This window comes from Acidaminococcus sp., from assembly GCA_022482815.1.
Classification (GTDB): domain Bacteria; phylum Bacillota; class Negativicutes; order Acidaminococcales; family Acidaminococcaceae; genus Acidaminococcus.
Map to the genome: position 1 here is coordinate 59,012 of JAKVOM010000001.1, position 15,925 is coordinate 74,936.

At 46.4% G+C, this 15,925-nt stretch carries 13 protein-coding genes; 1 reads left to right on the top strand and 12 read right to left on the bottom strand.

Annotation, left to right across the window (positions count from 1 at the left end; translation table 11 throughout):
• Positions 1-730: 730 nt before the first annotated feature.
• The 5 genes from LKE33_00325 to trxA all read right to left on the bottom strand — a co-directional run bounded on the left by LKE33_00325 (position 731) and on the right by trxA (position 7,818).
• Positions 731-2,362 carry a hypothetical protein gene (locus LKE33_00325; GenBank protein MCH3949380.1) on the bottom strand — a complete coding sequence of 544 codons (1,632 nt, stop codon included), beginning with the start codon at positions 2,360-2,362 and terminating at the stop codon, positions 731-733.
• A 4-nt stretch (positions 2,363-2,366) separates the two neighbouring features.
• The gene (locus tag LKE33_00330; protein MCH3949381.1) at positions 2,367-4,070 is read right to left on the bottom strand and encodes a hypothetical protein; all 1,704 of its coding nucleotides are present in this window, start codon (positions 4,068-4,070) and stop codon (positions 2,367-2,369) included.
• A gap of 16 nt (positions 4,071-4,086) precedes the next feature.
• Positions 4,087-5,223 carry an AAA family ATPase gene (locus tag LKE33_00335; protein MCH3949382.1) on the bottom strand — a complete coding sequence of 379 codons (1,137 nt, stop codon included), beginning with the start codon at positions 5,221-5,223 and terminating at the stop codon, positions 4,087-4,089.
• 390 nt (positions 5,224-5,613) lie between these two features.
• Entirely contained in the window at positions 5,614-6,858 is a 1,245-nt protein-coding gene (locus LKE33_00340) for an IS110 family transposase (GenBank protein ID MCH3949383.1), read from the bottom strand.
• Between the two features lie 642 nt (positions 6,859-7,500).
• Positions 7,501-7,818 carry a thioredoxin gene (gene trxA / locus LKE33_00345; GenBank protein ID MCH3949384.1) on the bottom strand — a complete coding sequence of 106 codons (318 nt, stop codon included), beginning with the start codon at positions 7,816-7,818 and terminating at the stop codon, positions 7,501-7,503.
• Between the two features lie 128 nt (positions 7,819-7,946).
• Between trxA and LKE33_00350 the strand changes: the two genes are divergently transcribed.
• On the top strand, positions 7,947-8,285 hold the full coding sequence (locus LKE33_00350; GenBank protein MCH3949385.1) for a helix-turn-helix transcriptional regulator: 339 nt from the start codon (positions 7,947-7,949) through the stop codon (positions 8,283-8,285).
• A gap of 278 nt (positions 8,286-8,563) precedes the next feature.
• Here the strand turns inward: LKE33_00350 and LKE33_00355 are convergent, their stop codons facing one another.
• The 7 genes from LKE33_00355 to LKE33_00385 all read right to left on the bottom strand — a co-directional run bounded on the left by LKE33_00355 (position 8,564) and on the right by LKE33_00385 (position 14,932).
• Complete coding sequence (locus LKE33_00355; GenBank protein MCH3949386.1) at positions 8,564-9,031, bottom strand: YhcH/YjgK/YiaL family protein; 468 nt, start codon at positions 9,029-9,031, stop codon at positions 8,564-8,566.
• Positions 9,028-9,921, bottom strand: coding sequence for an amidohydrolase family protein (locus LKE33_00360; GenBank protein MCH3949387.1), 894 nt, complete (start codon positions 9,919-9,921; stop codon positions 9,028-9,030). The genes LKE33_00355 and LKE33_00360 overlap by 4 nt, the downstream gene beginning before the upstream one ends.
• Positions 9,908-11,437: a lipase family protein gene (locus LKE33_00365; GenBank protein MCH3949388.1), complete on the bottom strand. Its 1,530-nt coding sequence runs from the start codon at positions 11,435-11,437 to the stop codon at positions 9,908-9,910. The genes LKE33_00360 and LKE33_00365 overlap by 14 nt, the downstream gene beginning before the upstream one ends.
• Complete coding sequence (locus tag LKE33_00370; GenBank protein ID MCH3949389.1) at positions 11,415-12,032, bottom strand: hypothetical protein; 618 nt, start codon at positions 12,030-12,032, stop codon at positions 11,415-11,417. Before LKE33_00370 ends, LKE33_00365 begins: the two co-directional genes overlap by 23 nt.
• Before the next feature lie 99 nt (positions 12,033-12,131).
• Complete coding sequence (tsaA, locus tag LKE33_00375; protein MCH3949390.1) at positions 12,132-12,857, bottom strand: tRNA (N6-threonylcarbamoyladenosine(37)-N6)-methyltransferase TrmO; 726 nt, start codon at positions 12,855-12,857, stop codon at positions 12,132-12,134.
• Positions 12,857-13,477, bottom strand: coding sequence for a hypothetical protein (locus LKE33_00380; GenBank protein MCH3949391.1), 621 nt, complete (start codon positions 13,475-13,477; stop codon positions 12,857-12,859). Before LKE33_00380 ends, tsaA begins: the two co-directional genes overlap by 1 nt.
• 39 nt (positions 13,478-13,516) lie before the next feature.
• Positions 13,517-14,932, bottom strand: coding sequence for a hypothetical protein (locus LKE33_00385; GenBank protein MCH3949392.1), 1,416 nt, complete (start codon positions 14,930-14,932; stop codon positions 13,517-13,519).
• Positions 14,933-15,925 lie beyond the last annotated feature (993 nt).

Below are 15,925 nucleotides of genomic sequence, written 5' to 3' on the forward strand. Positions count from 1 at the left end.
CCTAGTGGAAAGTGGATAGTGGGTAGTGGATAGTACCGTAGTGCGGACAGATACCTTCGCGGATTCTGGAAGAAGATTACAGCGGGCAGTTAGTAAAAAAATAAAGGCGCCTTTAGCTTTTGGCATATAGCTTTTAGCCCAGCCTGCGGCGGCAAGGTCCGGTCTGACGACCGGAATAAAATGAAAAATAAAGTCAACTTTTGCTTATTATATTTGCCAAAGCGAAGCTTTGGCGACTGCATTTCGCCTTGTTCGAGCGCAGCGAGGAAAAAGAGGGACCGCAGTGGCCGTCGATTGCTTAAGCAATCGCGGACACGTCTGCGGTGGAAAATCAGTCCGACAACAGAGATTAGTAGAATTGTTGGTGTGATTTTTTACGTCGCGCTATTCTCCACCGCAGTCAGTACGTAATGCAGATAACTTCCTTTCATTATCATATTCTTCCCCAATTTTGAAATACAGTATCCGGCACAGTGCCTGCAAGACAGTTTCGTACGTATCTCACTTTGTATTATATTTCAATAATAATGAGAACACCCAAACATCCCCGACAGGATCACGCCCGGGGATCCACCGCCCTGATAGAACAAGTCCACCATAATCCGTTGTCGGATTACAGTGGGCTCGTGTTCATTCTACGCTTTTACATTTACTATGATAAAAACTATCAAATTGTATCTGCGCAAGCTTTAGCATATCACCTATCGTTCTCAAAAGGCCAAATAAGTTTCTAGAGAGTCGTAGGCTGCAGTCTCACTATCAGTCTTTCCATTGCATTGCGAATTGATGTCTTGGTTATTTTCAGTTCATGTGAATTTGTTCTGGCTTCTTCAACGGGAGGATACTCTAATTTCTCGTCCTTAAGCATCTGTATAAAACTCCCATGATCCCCAATACCCTTAGTTTTATGAGGACAGGGACCTGCAATGATTCCTGCGTATTTCATACCATTTTGTTTAATCCTGTCTGTATAACTTTTTACATCCTCATAATTCAGCAAAATTTCCAAGTGATCATTACGGAGGCCTGGCACTTGTTTTTTAAGTACCCCCTTAATATCATTTGCTTTAATCCTGGATTCACCGATAATCAGGATTTTCTGATTTCTTCGCAAAAAACTTGCAGCCGTAAAGCCCGGCGATGCGGTTTGTTCAGTTTGAGTTTCCGGGACTGCTGCACGAAGTCGCTGAATCTCTGCATTAGCCTTCTGCAAATCAGAAGTGAATTTGTCAATCTTTGCGCTATATTTTTCAGCCTCAGCATTCTGTTTAGCAATCGTTGCGGTATACTGTTCAGCCTCAGCACGCAGCTCGGTGTTTTCATTTTCAGTTTCCGCCAGTAACTCATTTAACTCTTCAATTTCAGCCTTCAGTTTTCCTAAAGCGGAGGCCTGTTCCTTCAACTGTTTTAAGTCGGATTCATGGCCCGAGAGCTTGCTTTCCAACGTCTTTTCTCTTTGTAAAGAAGCATATTCCCGTTCTTTAGCTCCCTGAAGCTCCTCTGTGGTGGATTTTAACTGACTCTTGAGTTTGGCATTCTCTTCATGCTGCTTAGCAATATCCTGCTTATACTGCTTTGCCTGTAGTTTGTAATCACCAAGCTGGAGTTCCTGTGCATTAGCTTTCTCCTGTAATTCTGCAAGTTTATCTTTAAGTTCTGCAACTTCTTGTTCAAGCTCACTTGCTGCCTGTGCACCGGTCTCTTCTTCCTCTACCTCTTCCTTTTGCCACTCAGCCAGGTTCACCTCAAGTCCTAAGGCAACCTCAAAATTCAGGCATGCATTGGAATCTTTAACTCCAAGCTCCTCAGCTTTATTTAGAATCGCTTCCGAATCTACCTCTGACAAATCCTGCGTTCCCGAAAGTTCAGCGACTCTGTTTAAAAAGTCCTGAAATAGGAACTTGCGTTTTTGCACTGACTCGGGGTTGTTCTTGTTAATTTTATCAATATAATCAAAAAGATATTTCGGGTTCTCCGCCCAATACAAAAGAATATCCGTATGAATCTGGGACGCTGCAAAGTACAAATGAACCCAATCCGGAAGGTCTTCATAATTATCTTCCAGCACTATTAGATGATTACCGGCTTCGACATATCGCCCGAATTGAAAACACATCCTTGCACTCTGCTGTGTAGCAGTCAAGAAGCACTCCCTGTTGGAGTATACATTCAACCCCAGATTAAATGCTCTTTCATACGCTTTGATAATCAACTTGTCTGCTTCGCTGGAATCATGACTATATATGAATTTACCAATCCAAAATGCGTCTTCCCAGTCTCTGGCATTAGCGATATCTTCTTGCAGCGTATCAATACCTGGCAACTCGGCTTTTTGTTCAAACATCAATTCATACTTTCGCATTTGACTACTCCTCTAAGTTGTTGAATACCTCTTTCCAAGACTTAGGATCTTCCGCAAATACTTGTTTGAATTTATCTTCCTTTTCTAAATAATCCTTATGCAGCTTTTCTTTATTCGGCACAAGATTCTTAGCGTCTTTTAGCAACTGTTCCAACTTCTTGCGCTTCTCGATACTCAACTCCTCGCCTTTCTTAATAGCAGGAAGGGTCACTGATGCAATGCGGTATGCATATCCCTTATTTTCTGCTTTCTTTTTGGAGCCACAGTCCTCAACAGCCAATTCAAACAGCTTTTCAAACACTTCGTCCTTTAACTTAGCAAGTGGTATTTTTAAAAGTGCTTCCCGAACATCACTTGCTGTGATGACCCGTTCCTCGTGCAGCTCAATGCCAAGAATCGCGCCATTCTCAACGCCACAAGGCTGCGGAAAAGTTGTCGACAGGGTAACTCCAGAAGCAGGATTCTTTTTTTCTACATAAGCTTCTATGTACTGCCACAATAACTGATTGTCCTTATGGAATTTATTGCCAGGAAAACCAAGGAGCCCGTTCAGTACACCCCACAAAACCATGGCGCGGCGTTTCGTCAGTTGATCTGCATTATAGACTTCTAATGACCTTAAAAAATCATCATAACGTTTCGGGTTTTTTGCCACAAACAACAAGGAGCTTAGTGAGCAGATCCGTTTTGGAATTGCTGCTAGAATTTCTTCCGGGGTTTTATCAGATTTCCCGGAAATCAATTCCTCGATTTCCGTAATACTACATTTGATTTGATTCTTCTCATTTGGGTTTTCGCTCAAGACAGATAGCGGACCGCTGAGCGAGTCCACTACCTCAATCATAGTATTTGGTGATTTTCTGAGATCAGTTTCAACGTCTAAAAAAGTACGATAAATGATATTGTAAATCTTTTGATTCAAATCAGTCATCTGATTCTCAGGTTGATAAAACAAATCCAGCTGCTCCACATTGTCTTTCTCTTTTTGGGCAAGATTAAGATAATGAGGAAGCGCTGTGCTAACGTCATCTTCATGTAATCCTAAGAACCGCATCAGACTTCTGTCAATGCTAAATCTATAATTACCATACTGCCAGTTACGGGTACCAACCACAAAATTTAGCAGCCCGGCCCTTTCTTTTTCACGAACTTCAATACCTCTGATTATGTCTTTCACATTCATCTTACCGGCAGAAATAATTTTTTCCTCATCCGGAGTCAAAGTGAATTCTTCCGAAAAATCTTCTGGTAGAATTCCGTATTTATTCGTTGGGTACCAGTAATCCGGCGACGGGCGTTTAAAATTAGTGACATCATCATGCGTATCAAAATAAATTTTTTCCACGCAGGAAAGAGGAATTTCACCAAGCAAATAAGCACCTATGCAGGTGTCAGGATTATATTCATTCAGTTTCTTCAGTTGGTATTCTAAAGAACCGTCCTTCTTCATAAGAAAAATAGCTTCATGGTCATCTTCATTCGGTTCTCTTAATTCCAATGTAATGGGGTAAACGGATTCCGGTGTTGTAATCCCTTGTTCCCGCACCTTGCGGCTTAATTTTTTATGTGTGACGAACAAGAAATTTTCAGAAGTAACAGATATCGTCCTATTGCCAAGTTTATCGTGTACTACGCTGTCAGGAGCTATGATGTTACGTTCGAGATAGTCAAACAACACACTTTTATTTGAATAAAAGTAGAATTTCATACTAAATCCCTCTTGATCATTTCCATTCCAGTAAGTCACTGTTGTTAGTCAACACTGTCATTGTATTGATTTTCCCTTCCTTTATCACCTTACTCCAATAATAAAGATAAAGTTCGCTGATTGCCCTCGAAGTAGCTACATATACCCTGTTTGCGTCAATTGTTGCATCCCCGGAAGATAAAATTTTATCGAACAGGGGAAGCAATACAATATCGAATTCCAATCCTTTCATGGTTCCGTATGTAAGAATTTTCACTCCAGGCTGATTAAAATCAATAGTATACTTCGGTGGCAAATGCATCTGTACATTAACAGTTTTCGGTAGTATGGCTCTCATGGATTTATATGTATTTATCTCTGCCCCTTGGTTCACAACAATAATACCGATTTCTTTCTCTTTATTTTGTTCAATGATTTTAGCCATTTCTTTGTTAAGTTCGTCAAAATTGCCTGATGCTGTTTGGGTGATAACAGGCTTCTTTCCATGATCTTCGGAAGGTGCCGGAGTTCCATTTATGCAATATAGCGCAGATACTTTTTGGATTTCAATTGTATTTCGGAAATTCCGAGTTAATTTATAATCTGTCGGTTCACATAACATTTTTAAAGTGACATATTTATTTGTCTTATCATCCTCTATTGCCTGGTTGGGGTCAAAAAAACATGTCATATGCTCTGAAATTTTGCTCAAGATTTCAAGCAATTCAATAGGAAAGTCCTGAGATTCATCTATGACGACATGGAAATATATTCTTCCCAGCTTACCCATTCTCTCTTGTACTTTATTCCACTGTATATTCCATATCCACTTATTCCCAGCCATAGTGAACAAGTCCGTTTGGGGCCAACCTTGTTGCGTATAAACCTCCTTAAGCCAGTGATGGTATGTGCTAATTTCAATGTTCTTAAAATCTTCCTTATCAAGGGCAGTTGAAAGAAACCCTTGCAATGGTTTGTTATAAACCAGCATTAGAACAGGCTTCCCTTCTTTCTCCTTTGAAGTTAGATTTGCCTGGTCGGCCCGATAAATTGCCATGACGGTTTTACCTGTTCCGGGACCTCCGCTAATTAACCAGTTTTTCTCGACAGACAAGTTAATAATATTCATCTGATCTACACTTAAATCCGCGCCATCTGGCAGCTTAAATCCCATGGTTCTTCCTCCCATTGTTATATGTAAATATGAGGCCTCCACCAGTAATTCCGGTGCAGTCCTTCCCGCAGTATTCCCTGTTTTCACAGAAAGGATTCTTTATGTAAAATTAGTATACCATATCAAAAAGACATAATCTCCATAACATTTACTTTTTAAATAAGTTTCTAGTTCCTTTAACAGTGCGCCGTCCGATTGCGACCTTAAAATTCGCAGTATGTTCCCTTGAAAGAAGGTACACCGTAGCCAAACCTCCTGCGTCGGTTTGCCAAAAAATAAAAAAAATAAAGGGACATCATCCACCACTTTCCGGAAGGTCTGATGCCATCAGGCCTTCCTGCGGTTCCCCTTCTTCAATGTCGCTATGGCGACGTCGAAGAAGACTAACTATCATATGTCAAGTACAATGTCCTGTGAATCGGAGCTAGTATTTATCTGCTTTTGAAGCATTAATTGAGCAGATGTTTTGTATGTATTTCCTGTTGTCTGAAGTGCATAAATTAACCGTACCAACTTTTTGGCTGCATGAGAGATTGCTATGTAGTAATGCTTGCCTTCGTTTAGTTTCTTAGCTAAATATTCCCTGTAGGCTGGTTCGTACCGGCAGACGAATATCGCTGCGTTAAAGAGCGCAAATCGTAGATAACGTGACCCTCTTTTCTCCATGTGGGCGCTTCGACCTATCCCACTTCGGCGTCCTGATTGGTTCCTGGACGGTGCAAGCCCGGCATAAGCTAGAACTTTGTCAGGAGAAGAGAACTTGGAAAAATCCCCGACTTCCGCTAAAATTGCGGCTCCTGTGACGGCACCAATCCCAGGAATTGTAAGTAAAGGTTCCGGATGCTCGCTCAGCAGCTCCTTTTCCTCAGCCTCGATTTTGCGAATTTCTTCATCATAGTCCTCAAGAATCCGGATGTTCGCCCGCAATTCATGTTCATTGCCCAGATTGTTGTGTTTACCGATAGATTTTTTTGCCTCGTCACGAATTTGTTCAGCCAAATCCTCATTTAAGCTGCCTCTGGATGCCTTGTGAATAATGTTTTTCAAGTGTTTCAAGTTGGCGTTTGCCAGCTCCTCGGGAGTAGGATATTCCATGAATATAGCGTGAGCAGTAGCAGAATTCAGGTTCATATATTTTCCTAGTTCAGGGAAGTTGAGAACCACAAGCCGATCCACGTCTTGTTTAATCTTTGTTCTTGCCTGAACCATTCTGAACCGAGATCTGGTAAGTGACATGAGACGTTCATTGTGGTATTCTTTAGGAACGTAGGGTTTGAGATCCAAATCGGACATGAACATACAGGCTATGAAATGAGCATCAATGCGATCGGTTTTAGTTTTGCGAAGGCTATGACTCTTTTTGTATTGATCTGTCATCATGGGATTGAAGACATAAGTTGGTAGCCCGTTATTCAGCAGGAATCTGGTGATATTCTCGCTGTAAGGTCCGGTGGCTTCAAGCCCTACTTTTATGTTTTCTGCCGGTTGTTTGTAAGAGCATATCTGCTTCAGCAGAAAGTCAAAGCCTTCCCAATCATTGGTAATAGTAAATTGCTTGTACCTGGACTTATGCTCTGGGTCAAGAATGCAGCAGTCATGTTTGTCTTTGGACACATCAATTCCAACGTAGATCATAATATAAAACCTCCTAAAAAATATGATGCTGAAACCACAGACTCTCTGCTATGTATCCTTGTTCTATATAAACCGTCTGGCGGTATCTAACTAATTAACATCGCTGCAAAGAGCTGTGGTTGGAGTCTTCTTCAAACCGTTAATCGGTAGGTCCTAAAACCAATCCACAGCATCTTTTACAGTGTAGCACTTTCCCCCAAAAAGAGGGTTAAAGTCCCAATACATATGATACAAGGTCTCTACTATGAACTGCAGGCCTGCTATATTTTGTAGCAGTGAAACACTACAAGAGATTTGAAAGTCTTTACGTAGCCAGTGTTTTACTTTGCTTAAAGAAAATATAGAACACCTGTGGTAAATTCTTTAGGGACCCTCTTCGACGTCGCTGCGCGACATTGAAGAGGGAGGACCGCTTGCGGTGGGTGATGTCCCTTATATCTTTTACATCTTCAGGCCTCCACGGGCGACACGCGACCAGCGGCCTGCGACCAGCGAAATGGGCTGCAAAACAATAATCGCACATTGTTTTGCAGCCCATTTTTCTAAACACTGCTTTTCCTATTTTATTTCAAAAGATCAGCTGCCGTGTAATCAGAGGAGGTCTGCTTTGCCGGCAGCGTGTCTTGAATTGTCGTCCCGGTCTTACAGCAGAGCCTTAATCTTGCTTTCGACGATGCTTTGGGGCACGGCACCGATAAACCCGTCTACGGTACGGCCGTCTTTGATGAAAGCGAACATAGGGATACTCGAGACGTTAAATTGCTGCGCCAGTTCCGGTTCTTCATCCACATTCACTTTGCAGACTTTTAATTTTCCCTGGTAGGCGTCAGCGATAGATGCCGTGACCGGGCCCATCATTCTGCAGGGCATGCACCAGTCGGCATAAAAATCGATCATGACGGGGATTTTGCTATTCGTAACTTCTTCCACGAAATTTTTTGCAGTAATCTTATATTCCATAATGATTTCCTCCTTGCTAAGCAGGTTGTATATTTCCTTTGATAGTGCTATTATATCTGATATAAAATACTTATCAAGTACGCAATTTAAACTTAGTGAGTACGAAAAACCTGAGTGAGGAAATCAAAATGAAAAAAGAAACTTTATGCGACACAATCGGAGGGCCTGGATGCGGCCTGAAACGTGTACTTGACCTTGTGGGCGGGAAATGGAAGATACTGATTCTCTGCGCCATTAACGTGCATCAGACGATGCGGTATGGGGAGCTGCGCAAAGCCATCATAGGCATCACCAATACGATGCTGGCCAATTCCCTCAAAGAACTCGAAACCGCCGGCCTTGTCACAAGAACGTTGTACGATGAGCGGCCTATTCGCGTGGAGTACCAATTGACAGATAAGGCAAAATCCTTGATTCCTATTTTGCTGGAACTGCAGGAATGGGGCCGCGCACATCTGGATGCATAAAAAGAAGGCTATGACGAAATGCAGCTGCATTTCGTCATAGCCTTCTTTTTCGCTGGTCGCAGGTCGCTGGCCGCGGGGCGCCCGCAGAAAATAATCCACTGCTAAATGCCATAAGTCAAAAGCGCCTTTATTTTTTACCATCTGCCCGCTGCATTCTATCTCAAGAATCCGCCAAAGCAGCTGCCAGCACTACAGTGCTAACCACTCTCCACCAGCCACTACCCACTTTACTGGGCCATATGCCAAAAGCGCTTTTTATTTTTCCACAGCCTCTTCTTTTACTCCATCCGCACTTTCACAACGATTTTCTTCACATGCTCCGGTTTACCGTCCGCTTCGCAGTTAGGACGATGAACTTCCCAGGGGAAGAAGATGGCAAAGTCACCTTTTTCCAAGGTAACGGTGTTTTCTTTCGTCGTTTTGCCATAGAAGGAAACATCATCCTTCTGCCGCCGGTCCTCGGTCATGTCAGAGACGTTTTCCACGTCTGTGGCACCGATGGTCTCCCGCCCTTCTGCCACGATCTGGATATCGATGTAGCATTCATGCTTTTCCGGACGCCGTGCATCAAAGGGTTCCGTCTCATACTCATTGACGCTGGCAAAAATGTTATCCCCGTCAATCGGTGTCTTGCCTGTGGGGATGGCGTCAAGATCAAGGTCACGCACTGCTTCGAGGGCCTTTTTGACGCGTCCCGTCATAAAGGGCAGCAGGCGGTCAATGTCTTTCTGGGTTCCTGTGATCATTTTGTTTCCTCCTTGGGCAGCAGTATCTGCAGTTTACTATAAATCCGCAGGGCGTTCTCATAGAAAAAGGCTTCGTGATGCTTTTCCGGGATGAGCAGGCTCAGCACATCAATATTTGTCTTCAGGTTTACGAGAGGCCAGTCCGTCCCGTACATCACTTTATCGTAGCGGTCCATATATTCAAGCCACATGCGGAGATAGCGGAAATAATCCTCATGCTCCTTCACGTAGGCAGGACCGTCAAACTGTCCTTCCAAAAGACCTGACATATCGGTAAAGACATTTTCATTTTTCACCATCACTTCGGCCGCATCAAGCACCCAGGGATTCCCGAAATGGGCGATGACGAATTTGACCTTCGGGAACTTTACCGCAACCGGGTCGATGGTCAGAGGATGGGCATATTTGAGTTCTCCGTATCCGCCCGCCGTTTCTCCCATGTGAAAAACAACCGGCACGTCATAGGCGGCCGCCAGTTCGTACAGAGGATAATGACGCGGATCATCGGCAAATACATGGTTATAGCCTGTGTAAATCTTGATGCCCACGCACTGCGGTGTCTTTACAAAGCGTTCGACTTCGAGAGCCGTCTTTTCCGCGTTCTCCTCCGTGAGACTGTCACTTTGGATACCGGCGCAATAGACAATCTCGGAAGGCTGATTGTAGTGATTCAAATCAAAGGGCCCGGCAAGATTCGGCACTTCCGGCACAACACCGCCGTAGGCAGCAGGTCCGCCGCTGCCGTTTCCCATCACAATGGACATGACGACACCATTCTCATGGCAGGCCTTCAGATAATGAGCAGCCGTATTTTCGTGGCCGGCCTGACGGGCAAGTTCGTCAAACCCGGAATAACAGGCAAAATGCATATGTGCATCAATGATTTTCATTGCTCTCACCTTCGTCCTGTACCCACAGTGCGCGCTGCTCTGTCACAAACGGCAGCAGTTCCTGCATCTGCCGCTTCTGATCTTCAAGCAGGGACAAAGTGGCCTGTACGACGCCGCGGTCAAAGCTGACATTAGCGCTCCCCATGGTCGCAGTAGAGAAGTTTTCACCCTTCAGGGAACGAATGTGCTGCGTCACGGTCAGGTACCACTGCCGCGTCTGTCCGATCCGCTTCTGATCAACGGTTGCAACAACGAGGTAGGAAGCGCCGGCAGCCTGTGCTTTCTCTCCCAGCTGCGTCGGTTCCTGGAATTCATTGCCGGGAATGACGCCTTTATCAATGACGACATAAGACGGCAGGAGCGCTTTATATTCATCCATCAGAAAACGCCCCAGATCCGGTGAGAAGCGGTCGTCAAAGCCCTTATTTCTGGCATAGACTGCCAGTGCCACGAGCGGCTTTCCTTCGGTACGGCGCTCGTCGGGCGGATACTTCATGGCTCCTGCTGCGATGGCAGCGTCCCAGGCATCATAGAAATGGCGCACGGCCAGATCATAATAGAAGGATACCGGATGCTGGTAAGAAGTGTACTTTTCGGAAAGAGCATATTTCTGCAGCGTTCCGAACTGCGTATAGCCCCCGCCCACAAAAGTCTGCAGGCTGCCCGGCACCGGGTCGAGGCTCGTGACGACACGCAGGATGTCGATTTTGTTTCCGTAGGTATCCGCGAAGGCTTTGTTGCCCACAGCAGGCGCACCAAAGGTAATCACAGGAATCTGCTCTTTAGAAACGCCCTGCTCCGCCAGGCGCTCGCCCAGGAGCGTAGCTGCCGCCCCGCCGAGACTATGGCCGGTAAGCAGCAAACGGCGCTCAGGGTGCTTTTTCAGATAGGCCGGAAGATCATCGGGCAGCCCATCTCCGTCAATATCAATAGGCGCCTTCAGAATGGTTTTAGCATAGGTATCAAAGCCCTCATGAACAGCCGGCACGCTCTTATCCTTGCGGGGATTTTTCCCACTATCTGCCGCGGCAAAAGGAACCTGATCCGTCTGCAAATTGAGCTTCCAGTCTCCCTGGCTCTGGCTGCCGCGGACTGCCAGAATCGTCGGTTTGATTCCATGAATCGGCTTATCTCCGACGGCTACATCAAAATGAACCACGGTTTTACCGTCACGGCTGGAATATGGTGTGACCTTCCACCCGTAATCCGTAAAAAGCTCATGTTCCTGGCTGCCGGACCCATTTTTGTAAGTGCCCGAACAAAGTGAAGCGGCAGCTGCCGTCACAGCTGCTTTTTGAACTTCTTTCCGCAGTTCCTGTGAAGTTTTGACAGCGGTCTCGGAAGCAGACGGAGCCTCCTTAGAAGTTGCGGATGCGGCAGCAGGCTGAGATTGTGCTTTGGCAGCTGCTAAAGCCGGCACCGTGCTTCCCCACATCCCTGAAAAAAGGAGAAGGCCCAGTGTCATAGAGAGGGCCTTGGTAGAAATATATTTTTTACTTTGCTGAATGTGCTTCATTGATTTCCCTGATTTCCTCCTGACTCAAATGAGCCGTAATGATGCCATCCAAAAGGTCTCCCAGTTCATCGACCTGGAAGATAATGTCGATGCCGCCGTTACCAAGGATATAATCCTCAGGTACGCGGGTAATCGGCTTCTTCGGTACAAACTTTACATAGCCATCGCGGAAGAAATTCGTCTTTGACTTGGCCTTGAGATCATCCACTGTCAGTTTCACTACGTTCTGGAGCGGAATCCGCTGACCGGTCTTTAAATCATAGACGGCGCCCCAGGCTTTCAATTTATTGACCTTCCCGTCATTGCGGAGGTCATACATGGTAAAGGAAACAAGGTCCTTATCTTCATAAGCGGTATCGAACCAGGTTCTGCCGGAAATGAACTTATGGGCCATATAATCATAGCGGAAATCATCCATGAACCCGCGGATATCCGCATTGATGGCTTTTGTGGAAGCCTTGCTGGCTGCAGTTATGTAAGGCCAGCTCATTTCGATATTATCGATGGCTGCTTCCTTTTTCTCGATTTCTGCCATAGCAGGAAACGTCAGTCCCAGGCAAAGGACGAGAGCTGCAAAAAAACTTTTCTTGAACATTGCATGCACTCCTTTCGCTTTTACATTATCTTATATTATACCATATTTACAAACTAAAATATCATGCTGCGTTTTTCTTGAAGAATTCGTAACCGTGCCCTATTTCTTTATTTCCTTGTTATCAGGTATACCGCTGCGGCGCTCTACGGCAATGACCGAAAGCGTAGTATCCGCCACTTTGAATTTGATATTGAAGCTGCCAAAGTCCATTCCGTAAATGCGGCCGGGATCATTTTGGTAGTGCGGTCTCGGGTCCTGGGCCAGGACACCGATAAGAGCCCTGCGCTGCGCTTCCGGAATCTGATTGAGCAAACTTTCCGGAAAATCCACGTCAAGAGTTTTATCAGGCGACGGAGCAAAGCCGCAGGTGGCTTCTTCCCGGATGTCCGCATAAGGGACATAGGGCTTGATATCATAAATCGGAGTCCCGTCCATCAAATCCGCTCCACTTACCACAAGCCGCGGTCCCGTCGGTGAATCCCACAAGATTTTTTCCAGTTTTACGACGGAAAGACCCAGTGGGTTCGGACGGAAAGGAGTACGGGTGGCAAAGACGCCGAGCCGCTTGTTGCCGCCAAACCTCGGCGGACGCACGGTCGGTGACCACGTCTTATTCTGCGAAAACTCCCAGATCAGCCAGATGTGTGAAAAGGTGTCCAGTCCACGCAGCGCTTCGGGCATCCTGAATCCTTCCAAAAAAACGATTTGTCCCGTCAGTTCCGGTACAAGACCGCTTTGACGGGGCAAACCAAATTTTTCAGGAAGCAGCCCCTCATAGCGCGCTATGGGTTTAAGAAGTAATCCTTCGCTGCTCATTTGTTCCATTAATCAGAAGTCACTTTCGGAATCTTTGTTTCGTTCAGGTCGTTATCCACGTAGAACCGCGTTCCTTTAGCCGTCAGTTCTGCTGCGAGGCCCTTGGTCGTCATCTGGTACATCCACATGCCCGGAGCGACCTGGAAAGAACCTTCCAGCGCGTCGCCGTGAACATCATCCGTAGCTGCGGCAACAGCCTGACCGCCAAAGGTCCATCCCTTGGAAACAAAGCTTGTAAAAGCATCGATGGTGTCGAAGACAAAGACAATATTGGACTGGCGGACACCGATACCAAGTCCCAGTTTGCCTTCTGCCATCTTCATGAAGATTTCCTTACCGTTGGATTGGTTAACAGCCCGGCCGCGTCCATGGCCCCCGCCAATGAAACCGGCCGTGTAGCTCGTATCCATGAAAACAGCATACCCGTAGGCATGTTCAATGGCACGTTTCGACTTCGGTTTCTTTTCATAGAGATCTTGCAGGACTTTGTAGGTCTTTACCCGAAGTTCCTGTCTTTGCTGCTCTTTTTTCTCCGCTTTTTCCTGTGCCGTGGCTGCGTCAGCCATGACAGGGACAAGCATGAGACAAAAGGCGAGTATGGCAACCATCCATTTCGTCAGTTTCCTCATTTTTATCCCTCCTGACCATTACTGAAATTTTCTACTTCATTATGCATTTGCCATCGGGAGAATCGAACCGCCGCCAATAAGGCCAATAGAGCGGCCGCCCAGCCACTGGTTTGCCGTATCATTGCGGTCGTAATAAATGTTGTGGCCATTGCCCTTGATATTGGAAAGTGTCGTATCCGCGTCCGTGAACGCCGTCACATAGGCATCCCCCGTCAAGGACCAGGTTGATTTGGCATCCAGGGATACGGCCGTGCGCTGTGCCTTCTTGTCCGCGTTAATGGTTCCGTTCCAATGGCTTTCGTTTTCCAGTTTGACTTCCGCCGAGCTGAGGTTATCCACGGTGATGCTGCCGCTTAAAGGCTGCTGGTTGGCAATAAATTCGGCAGCAGCACCATTTTCTCCCTGCTTGCCCCACTCGCCGCCTGCAACCTTGGCCAGCACGTCACCTTCATACTGCAGGCCCGTCATTTCAAGATAGACACGGGCTCTGGTATTCGTTACATAAAACATCGGTCCGTACCCGACGTGACGCAGCGTGCTGTGTTTTGCGGAAAACCGGGAATAACTGTCTGCCGCCGGAGCCGTGTGCAGCTGGCGGTAGAGCAGCACACCTTCACTGCCGCCGCCCGTAAAATCAGCATATTCCAGTCTGGCCACATTACGGCCTTCCACGACAACAATATTGCTGTTGCCTGCACCGCCGCGGACTTCAGAAACGGAGATATCCCCGCCGGAATACACAACCGGGCTGTCCGTACCGGACGTGGAGAGCGTGCTCTGCGTCACCGTCACGGCCGCTTTGCCGCCGGCTGCGCTGACTGCCGCACTATGGGTACCTGCCGTACCCACGTTGACATTATTGGCCGTTATCTTGCCCTCCTGAGAGGAGGCAAGTCCGGGGCACCATTCTCCATCTGTACGGATATTGCTGTTATGTACCGTCACATTGGCCTGCGGGCCTACTGCAAAAATAGCGGCCGCACCGTCAGCCTGGGCATGAAGCACGCAGCCTTCCAGGGAAGCCGTACTGTTCACAGCGTCCACCACTGCATTCTGACCATTGAGACGGCTGCCCTTAAGACTCGTCGAATTTCCCAGTTTACTGAGGTTGCTGTGGCTGACGGTCACATTAGCCCCATTGCGGAGCAGCAGTGCGTTCTGGTCGGCCTGAGCTGCCGCATAGCCATCGTATAAAGTCTTCGTTTCACCGGAAACCGTCTCTACACCACGGAGTTCCTCTACGGGCAGCGGCTGGCCTTCTACGTAAGAAGAAGCTTTGACAGAGGCTACGTTTTTGTTCGTGCCTGCCATTGCCTTATCCGCCGCGGAAGGAATTGTCGTTTCTTCCGTAGTCTGTGTCGTACCGGCAGCAGCCGTCTGAGATGCGGCCTGCACTCCGGAATACGTCATCAGCGTCAGCATCACTGCCAGCGCCAGAGATCTGTTAAATTTCATAAGTGGAACACTCCCTCATCTTTATTTCTTCTATAAGCATATTATAAGTATACCATTTTTGCCGTTTGAATAACATGGAGGAATGGGACAAGTCTGTGTCAAAAGAGGAAAAGGCGTTCAAAAAGGGGACTGTGAAAAAATGAAACCATTTTTCACAGTCCCCTTCGCTGGTCGCGGGTCGCTGGCCGCAGGTCGCCCATGGAAACAAAATCGCTTCGGCAATTTTGTCTTGAACAAATAAAACAGGATTTCTCAGTCAAGTTATTCATCTCAAAAATCTAACAAAATTAGAAAAAATCTCTCAGACGCTGCTCACAAGGACAACCGAGTATCAAAGCATGGGAGATTCTTTTCTCCAATCACATCCTCTTCGAAACGTACACCCCGATACCACACCTCTTTTTTATTTTATTTCTGTTGGACTCTGCTGCAAGACAGTCTCAGATACGCGAAAGGCGGGCACGGGGCCCAGAAGATGTACACAAATAGTACCTCGATGGATCACACGCCCGCCTGACAAAGTAGATGAGGCAGGGAGCCAATGATTCAATGAACGGCTTCAGATACATGCGGGTTCAGCGTTCAGCCGGATACCAAATATGGAAGACACTTTTTTCTCCAATTACATCCTCTTCGAAACGTACACCCCGATACCACACCTCTTTTTTATTTTGTTTCTGTTGGACTCTGCTGCAAGACAACTGCTGGGCCACAACAGATTTGGCAAGAGATATTTCAAAAAATATTCAAAAGTGTTTTTCTGTCTCTGGTACTGTCCCAAGCACTCTACTTAAGTATCCACCACAAAACTTATTTTAAGCACTGCCGTTATTTCATTTTTCACAGAAGATTTGCTGCAAGACAACTGCAGGGACGCGAAGGACCGGGTTGAGGCCACGAGGGCGGAACTGAGCGCCAACGATCCACAAGCGCAGCGCCGTGGGAGTGAGGGGAGCCACTGACTCATTCAACATCCCATCTTCGCACATCTAT

Excerpts from the sequence above, each read along its gene's own strand:
- LKE33_00335 (MCH3949382.1), bottom strand. The coding sequence starts at position 5,223 with ATGGGATTTAAGCTGCCAGATGGCGCGGATTTAAGTGTAGATCAGATG.
- LKE33_00365 (MCH3949388.1), bottom strand. The coding sequence starts at position 11,437 with ATGAAGCACATTCAGCAAAGTAAAAAATATATTTCTACCAAGGCCCTC.
- LKE33_00385 (MCH3949392.1), bottom strand. The coding sequence starts at position 14,932 with ATGAAATTTAACAGATCTCTGGCGCTGGCAGTGATGCTGACGCTGATG.
- LKE33_00380 (MCH3949391.1), bottom strand. The coding sequence starts at position 13,477 with ATGAGGAAACTGACGAAATGGATGGTTGCCATACTCGCCTTTTGTCTC.
- LKE33_00360 (MCH3949387.1), bottom strand. The coding sequence starts at position 9,921 with ATGAAAATCATTGATGCACATATGCATTTTGCCTGTTATTCCGGGTTT.
- LKE33_00350 (MCH3949385.1), top strand. The coding sequence starts at position 7,947 with ATGAAAAAAGAAACTTTATGCGACACAATCGGAGGGCCTGGATGCGGC.
- LKE33_00340 (MCH3949383.1), bottom strand. The coding sequence starts at position 6,858 with ATGATCTACGTTGGAATTGATGTGTCCAAAGACAAACATGACTGCTGC.
- LKE33_00370 (MCH3949389.1), bottom strand. The coding sequence starts at position 12,032 with ATGTTCAAGAAAAGTTTTTTTGCAGCTCTCGTCCTTTGCCTGGGACTG.
- tsaA (MCH3949390.1), bottom strand. The coding sequence starts at position 12,857 with ATGGAACAAATGAGCAGCGAAGGATTACTTCTTAAACCCATAGCGCGC.
- LKE33_00325 (MCH3949380.1), bottom strand. The coding sequence starts at position 2,362 with ATGCGAAAGTATGAATTGATGTTTGAACAAAAAGCCGAGTTGCCAGGT.
- LKE33_00355 (MCH3949386.1), bottom strand. The coding sequence starts at position 9,031 with ATGATCACAGGAACCCAGAAAGACATTGACCGCCTGCTGCCCTTTATG.
- LKE33_00330 (MCH3949381.1), bottom strand. The coding sequence starts at position 4,070 with ATGAAATTCTACTTTTATTCAAATAAAAGTGTGTTGTTTGACTATCTC.
- trxA (MCH3949384.1), bottom strand. The coding sequence starts at position 7,818 with ATGGAATATAAGATTACTGCAAAAAATTTCGTGGAAGAAGTTACGAAT.